Here is a 17,875-nt window from a genome sequence, read left to right as displayed (position 1 = left end):
AGAAGGGGGATGCATAAAAATGTTGGATGATTGGAAGACTATGCCGTAAACGGAAAGGCGAGGGGATGTCCGTGGGTTTGTTCTCATTTTGGAAAAAAAAGAAAAAGCGCCCCCCGCAGCGGCCCATTTCGCAGCTTTGGGAAAAACTGCGGCAATCAAGCGACTTCGTTGAATTGTCGTTTATCGTCGGGGGCAAGGAGCTGTCGATTTACTATTTTGATTCGCTCGTCGATCCGCAAGTGCTGCAAGAGCGGATTCTTTGCCATTTGCAAAACGACATTCCCCAGCATCCGACCGTCCGACTGGAAGACTTGCAGCAAATCGTGCCGATTCAGCGCATTGAGGTGAGCGAAGATGCAGCGCTGATTGAAGAAAAGGTATTGAAAGGGTTTGTCGCCGTCAGCTTCCGCGAGCAGCCGGGCAAGGTGGCGCTCATGAGTGCGGCGGATGAAAAATTAGGACTGCGGGAAAACAATGATTCGGAAAACGAATTCAGCGTCGTTGGGCCCAAAGTCGGATTTGTGGAAAATGTCGGCGTCAACTTGCATCTCATCCGCCGTCAAGTGGTGACGCCGAACCTTATCTTTCGGGAAATGTCGGTCGGCTCGGTGTCGAAAACGAAAGTTGTCATCGCCTACATCGACGGCGTGGTCAATCCAGACATCATACAGACGGTGACGCAGCGGCTTGAGACGATCCATTTTGATGTGGTGTTTGACAATGCCATTTTGGATCAGCTGCTTGCTGACAATTCGCGGACGCCGTTTCCGCTCTTTATCTCGACCGAGCGGATTGAACGGGCCGTTTATGCGCTCGCCTCGGGGCAAGTGGTCATTTTTTGCGACGGCTCCCCGTATGCCGTGATCGGTCCCGCCGCCCTTTTCGATTTTTTTACGTCGCCGGAAGACTATTATCTGCCGTGGGTGCTCGGTACGTTTTTCCGGCTCATTCGGTTTTTCGGCGTTGCGTTTTCCGTGTTGGCGTCGCCGATTTATGTGGCGGTGCTGACGTATCATTACGAAATGATCCCCGAAGACTTGCTTGGTCCGATCATTTATTCACGCTCGAACGTGCCATTTCCGCCGATGCTCGAGGTGCTGTTTTTGGAAATTACGATTGAGCTGTTGCGCGAGGCCGGGGCGCGGCTGCCGACGAAAGTCGCGCAAACGCTCGGGATTGTCGGCGGGATTGTCATCGGGCAAGCAACCGTTGATGCCGGGCTGACGAGTACGATTTTGTTGATTGTCGTCGCGTTGGCGGCGCTCGCTTCGTTTACAACGCCGATTTTCAAAATGTCCAACACGATTCGGTTCATCCGGTTTCCATTTATTTTGTTCGCCGCTTTCTGGGGCGGGATCGGCATCATCTTTGCTGTCTGTGGACTGCTCATTCATTTAGGGCGGCTGCAGTCGTTTGGCTATCCGTATTTGCTGCCGTTTTATCCGCTTCGTGTGCGCAACTTCCGCGATACGTTCATTCGTTCGCCATACAGTGAAACGGCGGAGCGGCCGATGTTCCTTCGCCCGCGGTCGCGGTTTCGCTATGATCCGAACGAGGCGAAGCAAAAACGCGATATTGATGAGTAAGGGGGATCATGATGAGGCGTGAGCTCGCATGGATCGGTGCGCTTCTGTTGCTTAGCGGCTGCGCCAGTTCGCGGCCGATTGACGAAATTCAAATTATCCAGCAGATGGGTTATGATTTCGAGAACGGCCGCTACACCGGCACTGCCGTCTACCCGACGTTCAAGCAGGGGCCGATGACAAAGCCGAATGTATTGACGACGACCTCGCCGACGATCTATGACCTCATCCCGCGCCTGTCATCGAAATCGGCGCTGCCGATTGAGGAAGGGCAGCTGCGGCTCATTTTGTTTGGCCGGGAGTTCGCTAGGCGCGGGGTGACGCAAATTACGCATAGCCTCGCGCGCAACAACAAAGTCGGCAGCCATTTGTTGCTTGGCGTGGCGGAAGAGAGTGCCCGGGAGTTGCTGAAAATCACGGCGAAAACGACGCTAAGCGATACATTGTATTTGCCGAATCTTGTGGAGCAGAATGAACAGTCGATGAACTTGCCGAAGACGAATTTGCACTTGTTTTTGTATCGCTATTTTTCCTCGGGGAGTGACCCGTTTTTGCCGTACTTTGAGAAAAAAGGAGATTTCGTCAAGCTCGAAGGGGTCGCTTTGTTTCGCGACGACAAATATGTCGGGCATATTAGTTTGCGCGATTCGTTTTTGATGAAAATTTTGCTCGGGGAAACGAAAAACGGCGTCTATCAGCTGAAAGTTGGGAATCGTGGCAAACGGGGCGAGGATCGGGTGATGTTGCAAAACTTATGGGCGAAGCCGATCTACAAATGGAAGCGTGATGGAAGCCGCCATGCGATTGACGTGTTCGTCCATATCCATGCGTCGGTAAGGGATTACCCGTCATGGCTCGATCAGCCGGGAGATGATTTGTTTGACGATGTAAAGAAGAAAATGGAAAGCGAATTAGAGCATAATATGCGCCGGTTATTCCGTTATTTTCAGAAAAAACGGATTGATCCGCTCGGCATCGGCGATTTTGTCCGCAGCGTGACAAGACATTGGGATCCCGATGCGTTTTACCGCGAATACCCGGATATCGACATCCGTCCGCATGTAACGGTGGACATCGTCCATACAGGCATTGGCGAATAAGACGGGGATCATGAGGAGGGATAACGATGAAGCAGGCCATTCAGGAACGGTTTCTCATCTCCCCGTTTCTTGTGTTTTTTGTCATTCATTCAACGCAAGTCGGCGTCGGGATGCTCACCTTTCAGCGCCCGCTCATGAAAGAGGCGGGGCAGGATGCTTGGATGGCTGTCTTACTGGCCGGACTGGCGGCGCATGGGCTCGTTTGGCTCATGTATCGTCTGCTTTCCTACTCGCCGTCCGGAGGAGACATCGTGTCGCTTCATGAACGGTACTTCGGGCGGTGGATCGGCGGAGCGCTGAGCATTGGGCTGCTTTTTTACTACGCGTTGGCGGCGTTTATGGTGCTTCAATCATACATTGAAATTATTAAAGTATGGGTGTTCCCGTTGATGGGTGTGTGGCAGTTCAGCCTCGTTTTTTTGCTGCTGACGTATTACGCCGTCCTCGGCGGGTTTCGCGTCGTCGCCGGCTTATGCGTTTGGGGAGTCGTGATTCCGCTGTTGACGATTTTTCCGATGGTTTTCTTTCCGCTTGAGTATGCTCAATACCGGAACTTATTGCCGGTGTTCGACCATTCGTTTGGGCAATTGGCAAAAGCATCGAAAGAGATGACGCTTCAATGTTTAGGGTTTGAAATGTTGCTCATGTATTACCCGTTTTTAAAAAATGCTCCGTCCTCGCAAAAGTGGGCGCACGCTGCCAATGCCTTCACGACGTTCATTTACCTTGTTGTGATGTTGATTTCGATTGTGTTTTATAACAAGGAACAAATTCAGCATATTACATGGCCGACGCTGACGCTTGCCAAAATTCCAGAAGTGCCGTTTATCGAGCGGATGGAGTATATTGTCATCTCGATTTACGTACTCGTTGTGTTCCCGATCATCGCGGTCTCTATTTGGGCGGCGACGCGCGTGGTCAAACAGCTGTTTGCCGTTCAGCAACGCCGTTCGTTGCCTGTGCTGCTTGCCGTCTTGTTTGTCGGAACGCTGTTTGTTCAAGAGAAAACCGATATCGATCGGTTGATGAAATGGACAGCTGAGGCCGGGCTTTATCTTGTCGCCGTCTATGTTCCGCTTTTGTATGTGTACGTATGGGCGGCGGAAAAAGTGAAAAAGACGCTACAACAAAAACCGTGAATATGATATAGTAAAAAAGAAAACAGAAGAATAACAATTCCGTACATTTGTACGGGAGAGGTTTCTAGCAAAACCCTCTATAAAAAACTAGGGACGGCTGTATCCTAGGGGTATGGCCTTTTTTGTTTTGGAAACCTCTTCTTCTGCCGATTCAGGAGGAGGTTGATCAACATGAAGAGGAAGGAAGAAAAAGCGGTTGTCGTCTTCAGCGGCGGCCAAGACAGCACGACGTGTTTGTTTTGGGCGAAAAAGCGGTTTGTGGAAGTCGAAGCGGTGACGTTTGACTACGGCCAGCGCCACCGCCGGGAAATTGACGTCGCTCAAGCGATCGCTGACGAGCTTGGCGTCCGCCATACAGTGCTTGATTTGTCGCTTCTCGGGCAGTTGGCGCCGAACGCCTTGACGCGGCGCGACATTGCCATTGAACAAAAGGAAGGTGAGCTGCCGACGACGTTTGTTGACGGACGCAATTTATTGTTTTTATCATTCGCTGCCGTGTTCGCCAAACAGCGGGGCGCGCGCCATATTGTGACTGGAGTGTGCGAAACAGATTTCAGCGGCTATCCGGACTGCCGTGATGTGTTTATCAAATCATTGAACGTCACGCTGAATTTAGCGATGGATTACGAATTTGTCATTCATACGCCGCTCATGTGGCTGACGAAAGCGGAGACGTGGAAGCTCGCTGATGAGCTTGGGGCGCTCGAGTTCATTCGCACGAAGACGCTGACGTGCTATAACGGCATCATCGCCGACGGCTGCGGCGAATGTCCAGCGTGCGTGTTGCGCAAGCGCGGACTTGACGAGTATTTGCGGGAGAAGGCGGGGGACAAGGTGCGATGATGCATCAGTTGTATCCGCAAGTTATGCATAACTATCGCTATGAGTTGAACAAAGATATGCACATCGCCGCCGCCCATTTCATCCCGCACGAAGCGGCCGGGAGCTGCGCAAACGTGCACGGTCACACGTACATCGTCAATGTGACGGTCGCCGGCGATGAGCTCGATGAGAGCGGTTTTTTAGTCAACTTTCAAACGTTAAAACAGCTCGTTCATCGCAAGCTGGACCATACGCTGCTCAACGACCATAGCGATTGGTTTGACGGTCATGACCCGAACCGGTTTCCGACGTCGGAAGTGGTGGCGCGCACGATTTATGAAACGATTCAGCGCTATTTGGATACGCTGCCGCACAAGCCGAAATGTTTGCAAGTGTTTGTCCGCGAAACGCCGACAAGTTATGTCGTCTACCGGCCGAAAGCGGGGGAGCGGTAATGGCGCGCACGATTCCGGTGTTGGAGATTTTTGGTCCGACCATCCAAGGAGAGGGAATGGTGATCGGCCAAAAGACGATGTTCGTCCGCACAGCCGGCTGCGACTACCGCTGCCGCTGGTGCGATTCGGCGTTTACGTGGGACGGATCAGCGAAAGACGAGATCGAGCAGCTGACGGCAGACGAAATTTGGCGGCGGCTTGAAGCCATTGGCGGCCGCCGCTTCCGCCACGTGACGATTTCAGGCGGCAACCCGCTTCTGATTGCGGCTCTTGGGGAGCTCATCGCGCTTCTTCATGAAAAAGGGATGCGGGTCGCGGTTGAAACGCAAGGGAGCCGTTGGCAGGATTGGCTGCTTGACATTGACGACGTCACCCTTTCCCCGAAGCCGCCAAGCTCGGGGATGAACACCGACTGGTCGGCGCTCGATCAAATCATTGAACGGCTGCAGGCTGACCAAAGCCGGGTGCGGCGCATCAGCTTGAAAGTCGTCGTCTTTGATGACGCCGATTTGGCGTATGCGAAAGAGGTGCACTGCCGCTACCCAGGTGTTCCGTTTTATTTGCAGACAGGAAACGCCGATGTGGCCGATTCGGATGTGGATGCACTCCGCGCGAAGCTTCTCAGTCGGTTGGAATGGCTCGTGGAACAAGCCGCCGATTCGGAGGAGCTGGCAGACGTCCACATCCTGCCGCAGCTGCACACGCTTCTTTGGGGAAACAAGCGCGGCGTGTAAAGCGGGGGTGCGGCGGCTCACTTTGCATTGATAAATAAGGGAGGAATGAAGGAATGGCGGGAAGAAAAGAGGAAGAATTGAAAGACTTGACGCTGCTTGGCAATCAAGGGACAACGTATTCGTTTACGTACAATCCCAATCTTCTTGAAGTGTTTGACAACAAACATCCTGACCGGGATTATTTCGTGAAGTTCAATTGTCCGGAGTTTACGACGTTGTGTCAATAAGGGCACACTTCAGCGGTGACGCTGTCGGCTAAACCTTGTGAATTCAGGGGAAGAAAGGGTAGGGGGAGACTTATAGACAATGGATTGAGTCTTGTTGTATAATACAAGCAACCGCAAGGAACGTACGTTCTTGTTGGAGGTGCTTGTATTGGACAAAGCCCCTTGGAGAGATAAAGAGTGGTTCATTAAAGAGTTTATTTATAACGGGAAAAGTATCCATGAACTTTCTTGTGAATTAGGGCTCGATTGGTCAAGTCTTGAGAGGTGGCGTCAAGTTCATGGGCTTCCGAAACATTCAGATAAAGAGAAGATTATCCAACAGTACGGACTCGAAGTCTGGACTAATATTATACAATGGGGTTAGGGTTAATGAGGAAAATCAACTTATTCATCTTTTAACCCCCTACTTTTCCGACCCTGAGCCAAGCCTCAGACGGCAAGCGGTTGCTCCGTTTGAGGAAGGTGCAGAGACTATCGAAATCACTTCAGGGTGAAGCGAGTAAGAGTAGCTCTGAAGGAAGAGAGTAGAGTACACCGTTGCACATTGTTGCCGCGGTGGAAGCGCAAGGGTTCTTATTCAGTATCGCAGCTGAATAAGAATAAGATATAGTCCACCTGTTTGCTTCAGCAAACAGTTGCCAAAAACCGGACAACCGGACTTCGCGACGATTTACATCAGCTACATCCCGGACAAAAAATGCGTCGAAAGCAAGTCACTGAAGCTGTATTTGTTCAGCTTCCGCAATCATGGCGACTTTCACGAAGATTGCGTCAACATCATTATGAACGATTTGATTAAAGTCATGGAACCGCGCTATATCGAAGTGTGGGGCAAATTCACCCCGCGCGGCGGCATTTCCATCGATCCGTACTGCAACTGGGGGCGCCCGGGGACGAAATACGAAAAAATGGCGGAATACCGGCTGCTCAATCATGACTTGTATCCAGAAAAAGTCGACAACCGCTAGAGATGAAAAAAGAGGTAGTTTTTTCGCCCCAACTCCTATATAATGGACAATGAATGTTTGCCTTGGGGGTTTTAGCGTTGGAGCGAAGAACAGCTCTTTTGCTTGGGGCGAGCGGTTTGGTCGGCGGAGAGTTGCTGAAGCTGTTGCTGCAGTCGGATTTGTACCGCTGTGTGACGATTTTCGTCCGCACTCCGCTGCCGGTGGAACATGAAAAGCTGCAGCAAGTCGTCGTCGATTTTGCGCGGCTTGAATCGTACGAACGATATTTTTATGTGGACGATGTGTTTTGCTGCCTAGGGACGACGCGCAAAAAGGCGAAAACAAAGCAGCAGTTCATTCAAGTCGACTATGAATATACGCTGCGCGCCGCGGCGCTGGCGGAAAAGTGCCGCGTGAAAAGCTTTTTGACCGTCTCTTCGGTTGGCGCTAACCCGTGTTCGCCGTTTTTCTACCAGCGAGTCAAAGGAGAGACGGAAGAAGCGTTGCAGCGGCTTTCCATTCCATCGCTTCATATTTTCCGTCCGTCGCTGCTTGTCGGCAAGCGTCGGGAGTTCCGCCTCGGTGAAGCGTTAGGCGGGTGGTTGTTATGCCGTCTTCCGTTTTTGTTCATCGGCAAATGGAAAAAGTATAAGCCGGTTGACGCCCATCAGCTTGCTTTGGCCATGTTTTACCGGGCGGCGTCAGCAACGAGCGGCGTCCATATCTATGAATGTGATGAACTCGCCCGCATTTCGTAAACAAAAAAGAGGCTCTTGGCAGCCTCTTTTTTTTCTATTCGATGATTTTATAGTTTTTATGATTGACGACTGTCCGCTCTTGCAAATCGAGTTCACGATAGTTTTCCATATACGTCAAATCAACGATGACTGAGTTTTCATTCACCTTCTCCACAATGCCGCGCAGTCCATTTTTAAACTCGATAATATCTCCGACTTTCGCTTTTTTATTCGTCATCATCATTCCCCTTTTTCATCGTCTTTTGTTCTAGTTTGCCTTATTTTCCACTGCAAGTAAAGGGGTTTCTTTCCTAAAAGGCTGGTGAAAAACAACTTTTTTCACCAAATCGGTGGTCTCCAACTGGAAAAGAGAGCTGATCTTACAGAAAAAAGCCGTCTGAAAGCCCATGGTTTTCATCGTGGGAGGAAAGACGGCGTTGTTCTGGAATCCCTTCATGGGATGGCTTGGAGCAACCATTTTTATTTCCAAATGTTGCAGTATGACTATGAAAATGATACAATTCATAATATGGAACAAGAATATCGAAGAACGAAAACAACGGTATCTTTCATTCACTATCATTTTGTTTTCTGCCCGCGCTATCGAAGAAAAGTGCTGGTGGGCAAAGTGGAGGAGCGATTCAAGCGGTTAGTAGAAGACATTTGTCAGGAGAATAACTGAATCATCCTTGCTACGGAAGTAATGCCTGATCATTGTCATTTATTTTTGAATTGTCTCCCTTCTGATTCTCCATCAGACATGATGGCCAAAGTGAAAGGAGTGACTTCCAGACGATTAAGGCAAGAATTTCAACACTTGTCTCATCTGCCGAGTCTTTGGACACGCTCTTTCTTCGTTAGTACAGCAGGGAATGTATCAAGTGAAATCATCAAACGTTATGTGGAATCTCAAAAGAAAAGGGGGTGAATCCATGCCGACCATCACACTAAAGCTGGAGCTGCACAACCCAACGAAAGTCAAACAAGACATGTACGAACGGATGACAGAAGTGAATACCGCGTTTGCGAATTGGCTGTTGAATCATCCCAAGCTGAATCAAGCGACGAGCAAACGATTTAAAGAATTTTCATCGCAGCGGTTTCCTTCCGCCGTCGTGAATCAGACGATTCGAGAAGTGAAGTCCCGAAAGAAAAATCAGAAAACAAGGAAGTTTCGAACATTATGGTGTTGCTTTAACAATCAAAACGTGAAGGTGGAAAAGAAAGGGGAGTTCTACACGGTTTCATTCCCCACACTGGAGAAGCGAATTGGCGTGCCAGTGGTCACGCGCCCCTATCAAGAAGCATGGCTGAATCGGCTGCTTCATGGAACCGCCAAACAAGGGGCGGCCAAGCTCTACAAAAAGAGAAAGAAATGGTACTTGGCTATCACCATCACCTTTGAAGTGGAGCCACGACACGAAACAAAGGTGATGGGGGTTGACCTTGGGCTTCGCTATATCGCCGTTGCCAGCGTGGGAACGAAATCGTTGTTTTTCAAGGGCAGCCAATGCGCYTTTGTGCGYCGACGATATGCGGCTTTGCGGCGAACGTTGGGCAAAGCCAAGAAGCTCCATATGATTCGCAAAATCGGCCGTAAAGAGTCCCGCTGGATGAAGGATATGAACCACAAAATCAGCCGTCAACTCGTCCGTTTTGCCCTCGCCAACGGTGTTGGCGTGATTCGGATGGAAGAGTTGACGGGGATTCGAAAGCGGGCAGCATCGGCCAAAGAAGCAGGACGAAGCCTTCACTCTTGGGCGTTTCATCAACTGCAAACGATGATTGCCTATAAAGCTGAGATGGCAGGGATTCGGGTCGAGTGGGTGAAGCCGACCTACACAAGCCAAACGTGTAAATGTGGGCATCGGGAGAAAGCCAACCGCAACGGCATCCACTTCCAATGCCAAGCGTGCGGATACACCATCCATGCCGACTTGAATGGCGCCATCAACATCGCCAAAGCGATTTCGGGCTTGAGCGCCGAACCTAGCGCACTGGTCACAGGTGCGCCGCCCATTGGGGTACATCTTAACCCGATGGGACGGGGTGATGGCACACCCCTGAACTTGGGCGTTGTCCGAACTAGAAATGGATGAGGACGCGAACGACCCAAGAATCCCACGCCTTTAGGCGTGTGGAGTGTCAAATGGTTTATCAAATTGAGAAACAACGTGATGGAGCCGCTTTTTCACTAAATCACCTGTGGCCTAAAACTTTGAACGCTCTCCCACCTACGCTCACGCGTGAAAGTGGGAGTCTTCTCGGCGGGAGATGATAAAGAAAAAGCAGAGAAGGCTTGCCCCATACCCATCAAGTTAAGAATTTTGGTCTTTGTGCATCGTCAAAAACATGGTATCCTTTCTAACGAACACTCCACGTTAGAAAGGATTTTTTTCATGGAAAAACAAATGAAAGCATGGATTCAAACCATTCGTCAACTCTTTTCTCCCGAAGAATGAACCCGTCTCGCACGGAAAACAGGCTTTATCCGGCGGCAGCGTTCGTTAACGGCGGAAGCCTTTCTGACTCTCTGTGCATGGGGAGATGGCTCACTGGCAAAACAGTCGCTTCAGCGGTTGTGTGCGGCCTTGACGCTCTGGCATGGCTGTTCCCTTTCAAGCGAAGGCTTGAATCAGCGTTTTACCGATCGGGCCGTAGCATTTTTGCGAGAAGTGTTTTTCCTTCTCCTTCTGCATCAACGTCCGTTGCTTTTGTCAGCCATGGAGACCTATCGAACTTGTTTTACCCGCCTGCGGATTTTGGACTCAACCAGCTTTTTGGTTCCCGCTGACTATGGGGAAGACTATCGAGGTTCCGTTTCGTCGGGGGCAAAACTTTAGTTTGAATATGATTTGTTATCCGGCGCCTGCCTTCAGCTATGCGTTCAATCGGCCAATGACTCGGACGCCCGTTTTGCCTATCATGCCCAGCACACGATTTTACCGAATGACCTATGTATTCGGGATTTGGGCTTTTTCTCCGTTGCCGCACTGGCCGAGATCGACGCCCGCGGAGCGTATTCTATTACTCGGCTCCGTTCCGATATGAAAGTGTATATCAAGGAGAATGGCCAGTGGAAGGAATGGGATTGGGAATCCCTTGGGAATCAATTAGAGGAAGGGGAATCAGTGGAAATGGAGCATGTATACATCGGGCATGAGCGCTTGTATATCCCACGCTTGATTTTTCGACGTCTGACGGCGGAAGAATGGCAAAAACGGATGGCGTATGTGCGAAAAAAGGAAAAAAGAAAAGGGAAGGCGCTGGCACGCCAAACCCTCGAACAAAAGAAATACCACATCTTACTGACGAATTTACCACAAGAGTCGTTTGATGGTCAACAGGTTTATGAGCTCTATTCCCTGCGCTGGCAAATGGAATGGTTGTTTAAAGCCTGGAAATCCGTATTTGATTTGGAGAAAGTCAAGGAGATGAAAAAAGAACGTTTCGAATGCCATTTATACGGGACGTTGATTGCCATTTTGGCCACCCAGACGTTTCTGTTTCAAGCTCGGATGTATTGGCATCAAAAGGAAGACATTCAAATCAGTGAACAGAAAGCGCTCGATCTTCTCCAATCGTATTGGCACCAGTTGCTTTTGCGTTCGCATATGGCGGAAATCAACCTTTTCTCTCTCCTTTCCCTGTTACGAAAACATGCCAAGAAAGGTCGAAGGAAAGGGGAAGAAACGGCATCAGATATCTTAACGAAATTAGAGATATGGTAGAATTAGATATGGATATAAATACCAAATACCCCTCTTCTGGAGGGGTATTTGGTATGCCCAATAATGGATGTGATCCCCATCATTCACTGCGGGGATGAACACGAGTATCGTCTTAAAAATTTTATACCGCTAAACTTGACGGGTATGAAGGCTTGCCCCCCTTGCTCCCGCCTTACTTAGCAAAGACGTGGTTGCCGATGACGACGGTCACTGGACGCGAGCGCAGCCATTTGCTTTTCGCCGTTTTCGGATTATAGAAATAGAGCGAGCCGTTTCCTAAACCGCGAAAAGCAAGTGCTTCTTCAACGGCGCGGTATGATTCACGGTCGGCCGGTTCGTTGATCGATCCGTTTGCGACCGGCGTGAATGCATAATGGCCGCCAGAGCGCTCATAAATGACGGCGCGGATCGTATCCGGAAAATCCGGATGGTCGACGCGGTTGAGCACGACCGTTGCCACGGCCACTTTTCCGGCGTATGGCTCCCCTTTCGCCTCGGCATGGACGAGGCGGGCGAGCAAGTCTTTCTCCGCCGCTGTGATGCCGGCATCAGGGATGACGAGTTTTTCGCCAGGGTACAATAGATCGCCTTTGCGATTCTTTTGTTTCAGTTGTTTCAGCGGCACACCGTATTGTTTGGCGATTTTCCAAAGCGTGTCGCCGCGCTTGACGGTGTGGATCGTCGCCGCATCGGCATGGCCGGCAAAGAAAAATATGCCGCACAACATAGCCGTTACCCATGCTTTTGCTTGTTTCATCCACATCCCTCCTTTTGTCTTGCAAACTCGCTACTAGCGTAACAAGGATAGAAGGATGAGTCATTATCTAATTGATGGAAAAATGCTGGATGTGTTGAAATAACTAGAGTCGTAGAGGAGCTGGAAATTTTTTCGCACACAAAACATCCCAGCTTTCTGTGGCGAAAGCCGGGATAGGATGGAAGGAAAAACAGGAAGATCAACTTCGTGGAGATTCAAGATAATGGTAAATAACGTGGCCGCCGCGCTGGGCGATGCCGCGAAACTGTTTGAAGTCGGGCTGTTTGACGAGCACGGCACGAAAAATAGGGAAGTCCTCTTTTTTCACCAACAGTTCGGAGATGATTCCGTTGCGCAATTCATCGATTTGCTTGGCCGCCAGTGCTTCATCCATCGCATATCCCCCCAAGCGTTGATTCGGCATCGTCACCGTTATTTATCGTATCACAGACGCCAGTTGGGTTAAATACCTATATTTTGGCCGGGCAAACACCCTTTGCTTGTTCCGACATACAATATGGGTGGGTACGCGCCCCGAGAATAATAAGCAAGAAAGGGAGAGAACAATGAATCATTGGGATCCGTATATGAATGGTCCGTTTTCAACCTCTTCCGGCCATGACAATGAAGCCGGATGGATGGATAATAACGTGCCGCCGATGGCTCCGCTATCGGCAACGACGCCAAATGAAGCGACGCCGACTCAAGTGATGCCGATGGCGTATTATCCGCCGGCAGCGCCTTATGGCTATTGGTGTCCACCGGTTGCGCCGCCAGCGCCGCTTGTCAGTCCGGTCCATCTTGACAGTCCAGACAGTCCGGACGGGTTTGACAGCCCGGACAGCTCCGATATGATGCCGCCGGCGCCGCCGCTCGGTTTAGGAGCCGAGCCGAATATGGCCCATGTTTCCGCTTGGCCGATGGGTGGGAAAGAAAACACGCCGCCGATGACGCCTGATGACGCCGCTATTCCGTATGGAATGACGGCCCCGTATGCAGAAAACATTCCTCCGGCTGGCAGCACGGCTCCCGTGGCCGTTCCTGGCACTTGTGCAACACCAGGTTTCGTTCCCGGCGCACTTCCGTATGCGCCGCTGTACTATCCGCCGATGGCGCCGCAGCCGTATGCCCCGGTGATGCCGTATGGCTATCCTGCTGCGCCGCTGCCTCCATATTATGGCGAAGGAACCCCGTATGCGCCTGGCTTTCCAATCTCGTACGGCCCCTATCGGTAAGATGCCAAAAAAGACCGTCATTAGACGGTCTTTTTTGGCGAAAAACGACAATGATCTATGTGTCAAAGACCTCGTCGGTTGACGCCCACGATCCGGCGCTGTGGAAGGGAGGCGCTCCCTGTTCCACTGCGGTCTCTTCTGAATTTGGAACGGTTTCAAACCCTTTGCGGGTCAGCCGGACGGAGCGTTGGCGTTTGCGGCCGCCTCTTTTTTGCCGCGGGCATGTTTTTTTCACTGACGCTGATGGTATAATAAGGCACAGAGTTTTTCTTGGGAACGAAAGTCTAGAAGGCCGGTGAATTAATGGGGCATAGACTTCCCTCATGTCGAATTTTGGAGACCATTCTCCCCGCCATTTGGCGCCAAAGGACGGGAAGACGAGCAGGACTTCCTGCTCCAAATTCCGTTTTTGCGCACGCCAAAGAGCCGGTCCCCCCTCGTTTTTTTCGAAACCGGCACAATCGCTTCAGATTTTGCACGACGGCGGTCAACAGCGCCTGTTCTTCCATGGCGTCCAGGCCCCGGCTTCGGGCCCGGTCCAGCCCATGACATTCCTTCCCTTCGGCGAACACATGCTCACAACGCGTGCGAAGGGCTTGAATCGATCGATAACCGCCCTGTTGCTGAATGAGCCTCGCTTGGTTGCGAATCTGAACTTCTCGGACTTTCGCCTGGCGTTGTGCTTCCTGAGCGGGATCCTTCGCCCGGCGCTTCCAGGTTGGAATTTCTTCCATCTCTTTGCGGCGCAGCGACACGAGCGGCGTGATGCCTTGGACGAAGAGCGCTTTCAAATACTCCGTGGTGCCATACGCTTTGTCCGCGGACAAGGTCCGAATCGTGATCGACGGGTGGCGAAACCGAATCGAAGCCAGTTGCTCCAAACTCGTCTCCCGTTCCGCCGTTCCGGTGGCGAGGCTGGCCCGTCTGGACAAAATCACGCGCGACCGGACGTCGATGACGTCGTGCACCAGATACCGAGGATACGCTTCCTGGCCTTTGCCTTTCTTGTACAACCGGGCATCCGGATCCGTCACGCTTCGATGGGTCCGGTTGGAAAACGTGGTTCCACGGAAGTTTCCTCGTTCTTCGGCATGGACGCGTTCCCCTGATGGGGGAGACGGAGAAGGCGGGTCGTCATCGGGATCCCGGTCCGCATCCGGGGACTCGGTCTGTTCATCTTCCCGGGCGGTGCGGGCGAGGTAGTCCTCCAACGTTTCCACCGGAGCGAGCTTGACTTCCCGCAAGCTGTGGATCGAAGCATTCGCCCGCACTTGGGTGCCATCGGCCGCCGCATGCACATCCGGCGAGACCAGCCCCGCCGCGATGCACTGATCCACCACGTAGGTCATCAGCCGATCAAAGATTCCGTGTTGGCGCCAGCGTTTCCGTGTTTTGACGAGCGTCGTTCGATCCGGCAGTGTGGGGTGATGAGGATCCGGATGGAGCACGGATTCAAAGTCGAGACCGCAAAACCACAAGTATCCGGCATGCATGGGGAGGATCTCATACAACTCCCGCTCGGAGTGGTCGAACAAATACGAGAGCAGCATCAGGCGAAGCAGCCGTTCCGGATCCGCTGCCGGGCGACCCGTTTTTTCCGTGTACAGGGGAGCCACCCAATCGTGAATGACGGAAAAGTCAACCGCTTCGTTGATTTGGCGCAGGATATGATGTGGGGGAATCAGGTCCTCCATGTCGATGACTTGAAACAGCCGAGGCTGAGTCGAAGGGTTTTTGGGGGCTTTCATGATCCATTCACGCTCCATTCCAACGATTTTTCTTCCTTTTTCGACATAAGCCCCCTAAATCCCTGCCTTAGAGTGTACTTTTTCACCGGCCTTCTAGGCATCCACCCTCGCACCTAGATACACGCCCGAAGTGTGCCCAAAATGCCTCCGATCCCTTTTGTATCAAGGGGCAAGAGGCATTTTGTTTGCCTAGTGACTGTCGAACTCGGGATTTTATTATCTTTTCTTTTGTTTAGGCAGGGGACATATAAGCGAAATACGAATAAACAAACAATAGGTAATATACATTATTAAAAGCAAGGAAACACCTCCGGTCATGCAATAGACGGTTCCCTTCAAGGAGGATCGACAGTAGGTAGAAAATAATCCACCCAATCGTTGTCAACTCAAGGGTGGATTATTTTTTGGTTATATAATGCTCTTCTTTTCAAATGTGGAATGCAAAAGGGATATTCATTTTATATATTATCTACTTGCTTTAGTTGTCATGAACTGCTATATAAATGAAACTTAAACTTTCAACACATGAACCTGTAGAATACGTTGCTGCGATTCTATGAATATTCGATATTTCAATTGCTTCATAGATGGATGGTTTTCTGTTCTTTTACTTAGGATTAGTATTGACCAAATGAGCCAACGTTGTACGTGGGAACTCTAAATCCATATTTATATAGCTATTATACATTTGAAGAAATATTTCGATATCGTGCAGCAATATGATCATCCGGTAATCGATAATTTCCTTTACCGAACAATTTTTCTCTATAGGTTCCTTCCTCATAATCTACTCGGTATAGACCTCGTTTCTGTAATTCTGGAACTACTAGTTCAATAAAATCAACAAAAGTACCTGGTGATACATATTGTACTAGATTAAATCCGTCGATACCTGCTTCCTCAACTAAATATTGCATTTCGTCCGCAACTTTTTTCGGAGTACCTACAGATAATTTAAACCATTTACCATCGAGTTTACTCATATTATTAATAATTTCTCCGACAGATATGCTACCTATATAATCATTAGAACTATATTTAGATAAATCGTACCCAGTTCCACCTCCGTAATGTGCTAAATGTCCTTCTAAGCTCCAATATTTTTGGAAAGAATTTAATTTTTCCATTGCTTCATCATGTGTTTTTCCAACAATTACACATATTCCGGCAAACATTTTAATATGATCTGGATTACGTCCATACTTTTTGGCTCTTTTTCTTATATCGTCGACAAAAAATTTTAGAGTCTCTACATCTTTTCCACCTAAGAAAACACATTCTGCATGTTTTGCGGCAAATTCGCGTCCCCGTTCGGACATACCTGCTTGATAAATAACTGGCGTACGCTGAGGAGAGGGTTCGCATAAATGTGGTCCGGGAACTTCAAAATATTTTCCTGAGTGATTTATTTCGTGTACTTTGCGTGGATCAGTATATATATTATTTTCTATATCCCGAATTACTGCATTATCTTCCCAACTCCCTTCCCATAGTTTATAACACACTTCTAGATATTCATCTGCCAAATCGTAACGCTCATCATGTTCAAGTATTTTTTTGATACCAAAGTTCTTATCAGCACTCGGGAGATGCGAAGTTACAACATTCCAAGCAATTCTACCTTTTGTCAAGTGATCTAATGTTGACATACGTCTTGCGTGACCATATGGATGTTCATAGGTTGTTGAGAAGGTGACAGCGAATGCTAGATGTTTTGTTACATAGGCCATCGCTGAAATAAGCATTAAGGGATCATTTACAGGAATTTGAACAGCTTCACGAACTGCAGTATCCCTACTTTGTCTATAGACATCATAAATTCCAACTACATCAGCTAAAAATAAAGCATCGAATTTCCCCTTTTCTAATAATTGTGCAAGTTCTGTCCAATAATTCAAATCTGTATAACGGTGTCGCTGATTTTCAGGATGCCTCCAAAGTCCATGAGCGATATGACCTACACAATTCATTTCAAATGCATTAATATGGATTTTTTTTGTCATATATTTCCCCCTCCTAGATATTCTTTATTTTTAAAAGCTATACTTTTGCTCTTTAAATAAATTTTAATGACAAATAGATAAAATTACAAATTTTATCAATTATTAATAATAATATCTAAAAACTCACATTTCGCACCCTCTCGACGAAAATCGGGAGGATTTTTTCGTTCCGATGTCGAATGAATCCTTGACACACAAGGAAAGTGAAGGAGTTTTTCTCTCATGGATGTTCAAGTCGAAGCGGTCTATCGCAATTCTTATTTGAATATAATAAGTGCCCTATTCAAGAAACTGGGTCTGCCTCAATTGATTGACCATCTCGTGCCCGTCGATCCGCAGTGCCAAACGCGAGTCAGCGATGCCGTTCAGGCCATCCTCTACAATGTGTTTGACGGCCGGCAAGCCCTCGTTCACTTGGAACATTGGGCTCAGGAGGTCGATTGTGAGAAACTCATCCGTTCCGGGCTCCATCCTTCCCAGTTGAATGACGATGCGTTGGCCCGTCATCTCGATCGCCTGTATGAGGCTGGCATTCACAACGTCATCAGCACTTGCTTGATTCATATTTATCGCAAAGAAGGCCTTTCCCTCCGAGCCTTCCACGCCGATACGACGGACAAGACCGTTTACGGCGCGTATGAATCGGCCTCGTTAGAG

Annotated in this window: 16 protein-coding genes and 3 pseudogenes; 14 read left to right on the top strand and 5 right to left on the bottom strand. The window is 49.5% G+C overall.

The window, feature by feature from the left end:
* The first annotated feature begins 71 nt into the window (after nucleotides 1-71).
* From B1A75_RS04315 to B1A75_RS04270, 9 genes and pseudogenes are all read left to right on the top strand, one after another.
* Nucleotides 72-1,586, top strand: coding sequence for a spore germination protein (locus tag B1A75_RS04315; protein ID WP_079935818.1), 1,515 nt, complete (start codon nucleotides 72-74; stop codon nucleotides 1,584-1,586).
* An 11-nt stretch (nucleotides 1,587-1,597) separates the two neighbouring features.
* Nucleotides 1,598-2,683, top strand: coding sequence for a Ger(x)C family spore germination protein (locus B1A75_RS04310; RefSeq protein ID WP_079935817.1), 1,086 nt, complete (start codon nucleotides 1,598-1,600; stop codon nucleotides 2,681-2,683).
* 26 nt (nucleotides 2,684-2,709) lie between these two features.
* Complete coding sequence (locus B1A75_RS04305) at nucleotides 2,710-3,822, top strand: GerAB/ArcD/ProY family transporter (protein WP_079935816.1); 1,113 nt, start codon at nucleotides 2,710-2,712, stop codon at nucleotides 3,820-3,822.
* A 171-nt stretch (nucleotides 3,823-3,993) separates the two neighbouring features.
* Nucleotides 3,994-4,665 (top strand): 7-cyano-7-deazaguanine synthase QueC, encoded by a 672-nt coding sequence (gene queC, locus B1A75_RS04300; protein ID WP_079935815.1) that lies wholly within the window; start codon nucleotides 3,994-3,996, stop codon nucleotides 4,663-4,665.
* On the top strand, nucleotides 4,662-5,099 hold the full coding sequence (queD, locus tag B1A75_RS04295) for a 6-carboxytetrahydropterin synthase QueD (protein ID WP_074042960.1): 438 nt from the start codon (nucleotides 4,662-4,664) through the stop codon (nucleotides 5,097-5,099). Before queC ends, queD begins: the two co-directional genes overlap by 4 nt.
* The gene (gene queE, locus B1A75_RS04290; protein ID WP_013145944.1) at nucleotides 5,099-5,833 is read left to right on the top strand and encodes a 7-carboxy-7-deazaguanine synthase QueE; all 735 of its coding nucleotides are present in this window, start codon (nucleotides 5,099-5,101) and stop codon (nucleotides 5,831-5,833) included. The genes queD and queE overlap by 1 nt, the downstream gene beginning before the upstream one ends.
* 53 nt (nucleotides 5,834-5,886) lie before the next feature.
* Nucleotides 5,887-6,054: pseudogene (locus tag B1A75_RS04285) on the top strand (preQ(1) synthase); the annotation flags it as partial.
* Between the two features lie 629 nt (nucleotides 6,055-6,683).
* Nucleotides 6,684-7,028, top strand: a pseudogene (gene queF, locus B1A75_RS04275) (preQ(1) synthase); the annotation flags it as partial.
* A gap of 53 nt (nucleotides 7,029-7,081) precedes the next feature.
* Nucleotides 7,082-7,765, top strand: coding sequence for an NAD(P)H-binding protein (locus B1A75_RS04270; protein ID WP_079935812.1), 684 nt, complete (start codon nucleotides 7,082-7,084; stop codon nucleotides 7,763-7,765).
* Nucleotides 7,766-7,799: 34 nt separating this feature from the next.
* Here B1A75_RS04270 and B1A75_RS04265 read toward each other — a convergent pair whose 3' ends face one another.
* A complete protein-coding gene (locus B1A75_RS04265; RefSeq protein WP_044731906.1) occupies nucleotides 7,800-7,982 on the bottom strand; it encodes a YkvS family protein in 183 nt (60 codons plus the stop codon).
* Between the two features lie 291 nt (nucleotides 7,983-8,273).
* Here B1A75_RS04265 and tnpA point away from each other — a divergent pair.
* The 3 genes and pseudogenes from tnpA (at nucleotide 8,274) to B1A75_RS04250 (ending at nucleotide 11,475) form a co-directional block, all read left to right on the top strand.
* Nucleotides 8,274-8,672 (top strand): annotated as a pseudogene (gene tnpA, locus B1A75_RS04260) (IS200/IS605 family transposase).
* 4 nt (nucleotides 8,673-8,676) lie between these two features.
* On the top strand, nucleotides 8,677-9,843 hold the full coding sequence (locus tag B1A75_RS04255; RefSeq protein ID WP_254866602.1) for a transposase: 1,167 nt from the start codon (nucleotides 8,677-8,679) through the stop codon (nucleotides 9,841-9,843).
* Nucleotides 9,844-10,599: 756 nt separating this feature from the next.
* A complete protein-coding gene (locus tag B1A75_RS04250) occupies nucleotides 10,600-11,475 on the top strand; it encodes an IS4 family transposase (RefSeq protein WP_254866601.1) in 876 nt (291 codons plus the stop codon).
* A 172-nt stretch (nucleotides 11,476-11,647) separates the two neighbouring features.
* On the opposite strand, the gene B1A75_RS04245 is transcribed toward B1A75_RS04250, so the two are convergent.
* Nucleotides 11,648-12,232, bottom strand: coding sequence for a cell wall hydrolase (locus B1A75_RS04245; protein WP_079935811.1), 585 nt, complete (start codon nucleotides 12,230-12,232; stop codon nucleotides 11,648-11,650).
* Nucleotides 12,233-12,431: 199 nt separating this feature from the next.
* Entirely contained in the window at nucleotides 12,432-12,626 is a 195-nt protein-coding gene (locus B1A75_RS04240; protein WP_079935810.1) for an abortive phage infection protein, read from the bottom strand.
* Nucleotides 12,627-12,798: 172 nt separating this feature from the next.
* Here B1A75_RS04240 and B1A75_RS04235 point away from each other — a divergent pair, with 172 nt between their 5' ends.
* Nucleotides 12,799-13,467: a hypothetical protein gene (locus B1A75_RS04235; protein WP_079935809.1), complete on the top strand. Its 669-nt coding sequence runs from the start codon at nucleotides 12,799-12,801 to the stop codon at nucleotides 13,465-13,467.
* A 284-nt stretch (nucleotides 13,468-13,751) separates the two neighbouring features.
* On the opposite strand, the gene B1A75_RS04230 is transcribed toward B1A75_RS04235, so the two are convergent.
* Nucleotides 13,752-15,233: a transposase gene (locus tag B1A75_RS04230; protein WP_079935808.1), complete on the bottom strand. Its 1,482-nt coding sequence runs from the start codon at nucleotides 15,231-15,233 to the stop codon at nucleotides 13,752-13,754.
* A gap of 662 nt (nucleotides 15,234-15,895) precedes the next feature.
* Nucleotides 15,896-17,218, bottom strand: a complete 1,323-nt coding sequence (locus tag B1A75_RS04225) for an LLM class flavin-dependent oxidoreductase (protein ID WP_079935807.1) — start codon at nucleotides 17,216-17,218, stop codon at nucleotides 15,896-15,898.
* Between the two features lie 222 nt (nucleotides 17,219-17,440).
* Between B1A75_RS04225 and B1A75_RS04215 the strand changes: the two genes are divergently transcribed.
* Nucleotides 17,441-17,875: DUF4277 domain-containing protein (locus tag B1A75_RS04215; protein WP_139761705.1), on the top strand; the 435-nt coding region annotated here is incomplete at its 3' end.

The sequence above is a fragment of the Geobacillus sp. LEMMY01 genome (genome assembly GCF_002042905.1).
Lineage (GTDB): Bacteria > Bacillota > Bacilli > Bacillales > Anoxybacillaceae > Geobacillus > Geobacillus proteiniphilus.
This window is presented reverse-complemented; position numbering and strand designations above follow the sequence as displayed.

Coding starts and splice junctions, on each gene's coding strand:
- queD (WP_074042960.1), top strand. CDS start 4,662: ATGATGCATCAGTTGTATCCGCAAGTTATGCATAACTATCGCTATGAG.
- B1A75_RS04310 (WP_079935817.1), top strand. CDS start 1,598: ATGAGGCGTGAGCTCGCATGGATCGGTGCGCTTCTGTTGCTTAGCGGC.
- B1A75_RS04265 (WP_044731906.1), bottom strand. CDS start 7,982: ATGACGAATAAAAAAGCGAAAGTCGGAGATATTATCGAGTTTAAAAAT.
- B1A75_RS04245 (WP_079935811.1), bottom strand. CDS start 12,232: ATGAAACAAGCAAAAGCATGGGTAACGGCTATGTTGTGCGGCATATTT.
- B1A75_RS04305 (WP_079935816.1), top strand. CDS start 2,710: ATGAAGCAGGCCATTCAGGAACGGTTTCTCATCTCCCCGTTTCTTGTG.
- queC (WP_079935815.1), top strand. CDS start 3,994: ATGAAGAGGAAGGAAGAAAAAGCGGTTGTCGTCTTCAGCGGCGGCCAA.
- B1A75_RS04230 (WP_079935808.1), bottom strand. CDS start 15,233: ATGGAGCGTGAATGGATCATGAAAGCCCCCAAAAACCCTTCGACTCAG.
- B1A75_RS04235 (WP_079935809.1), top strand. CDS start 12,799: ATGAATCATTGGGATCCGTATATGAATGGTCCGTTTTCAACCTCTTCC.
- B1A75_RS04270 (WP_079935812.1), top strand. CDS start 7,082: ATGTTTGCCTTGGGGGTTTTAGCGTTGGAGCGAAGAACAGCTCTTTTG.
- B1A75_RS04240 (WP_079935810.1), bottom strand. CDS start 12,626: ATGGATGAAGCACTGGCGGCCAAGCAAATCGATGAATTGCGCAACGGA.
- queE (WP_013145944.1), top strand. CDS start 5,099: ATGGCGCGCACGATTCCGGTGTTGGAGATTTTTGGTCCGACCATCCAA.
- B1A75_RS04225 (WP_079935807.1), bottom strand. CDS start 17,218: ATGACAAAAAAAATCCATATTAATGCATTTGAAATGAATTGTGTAGGT.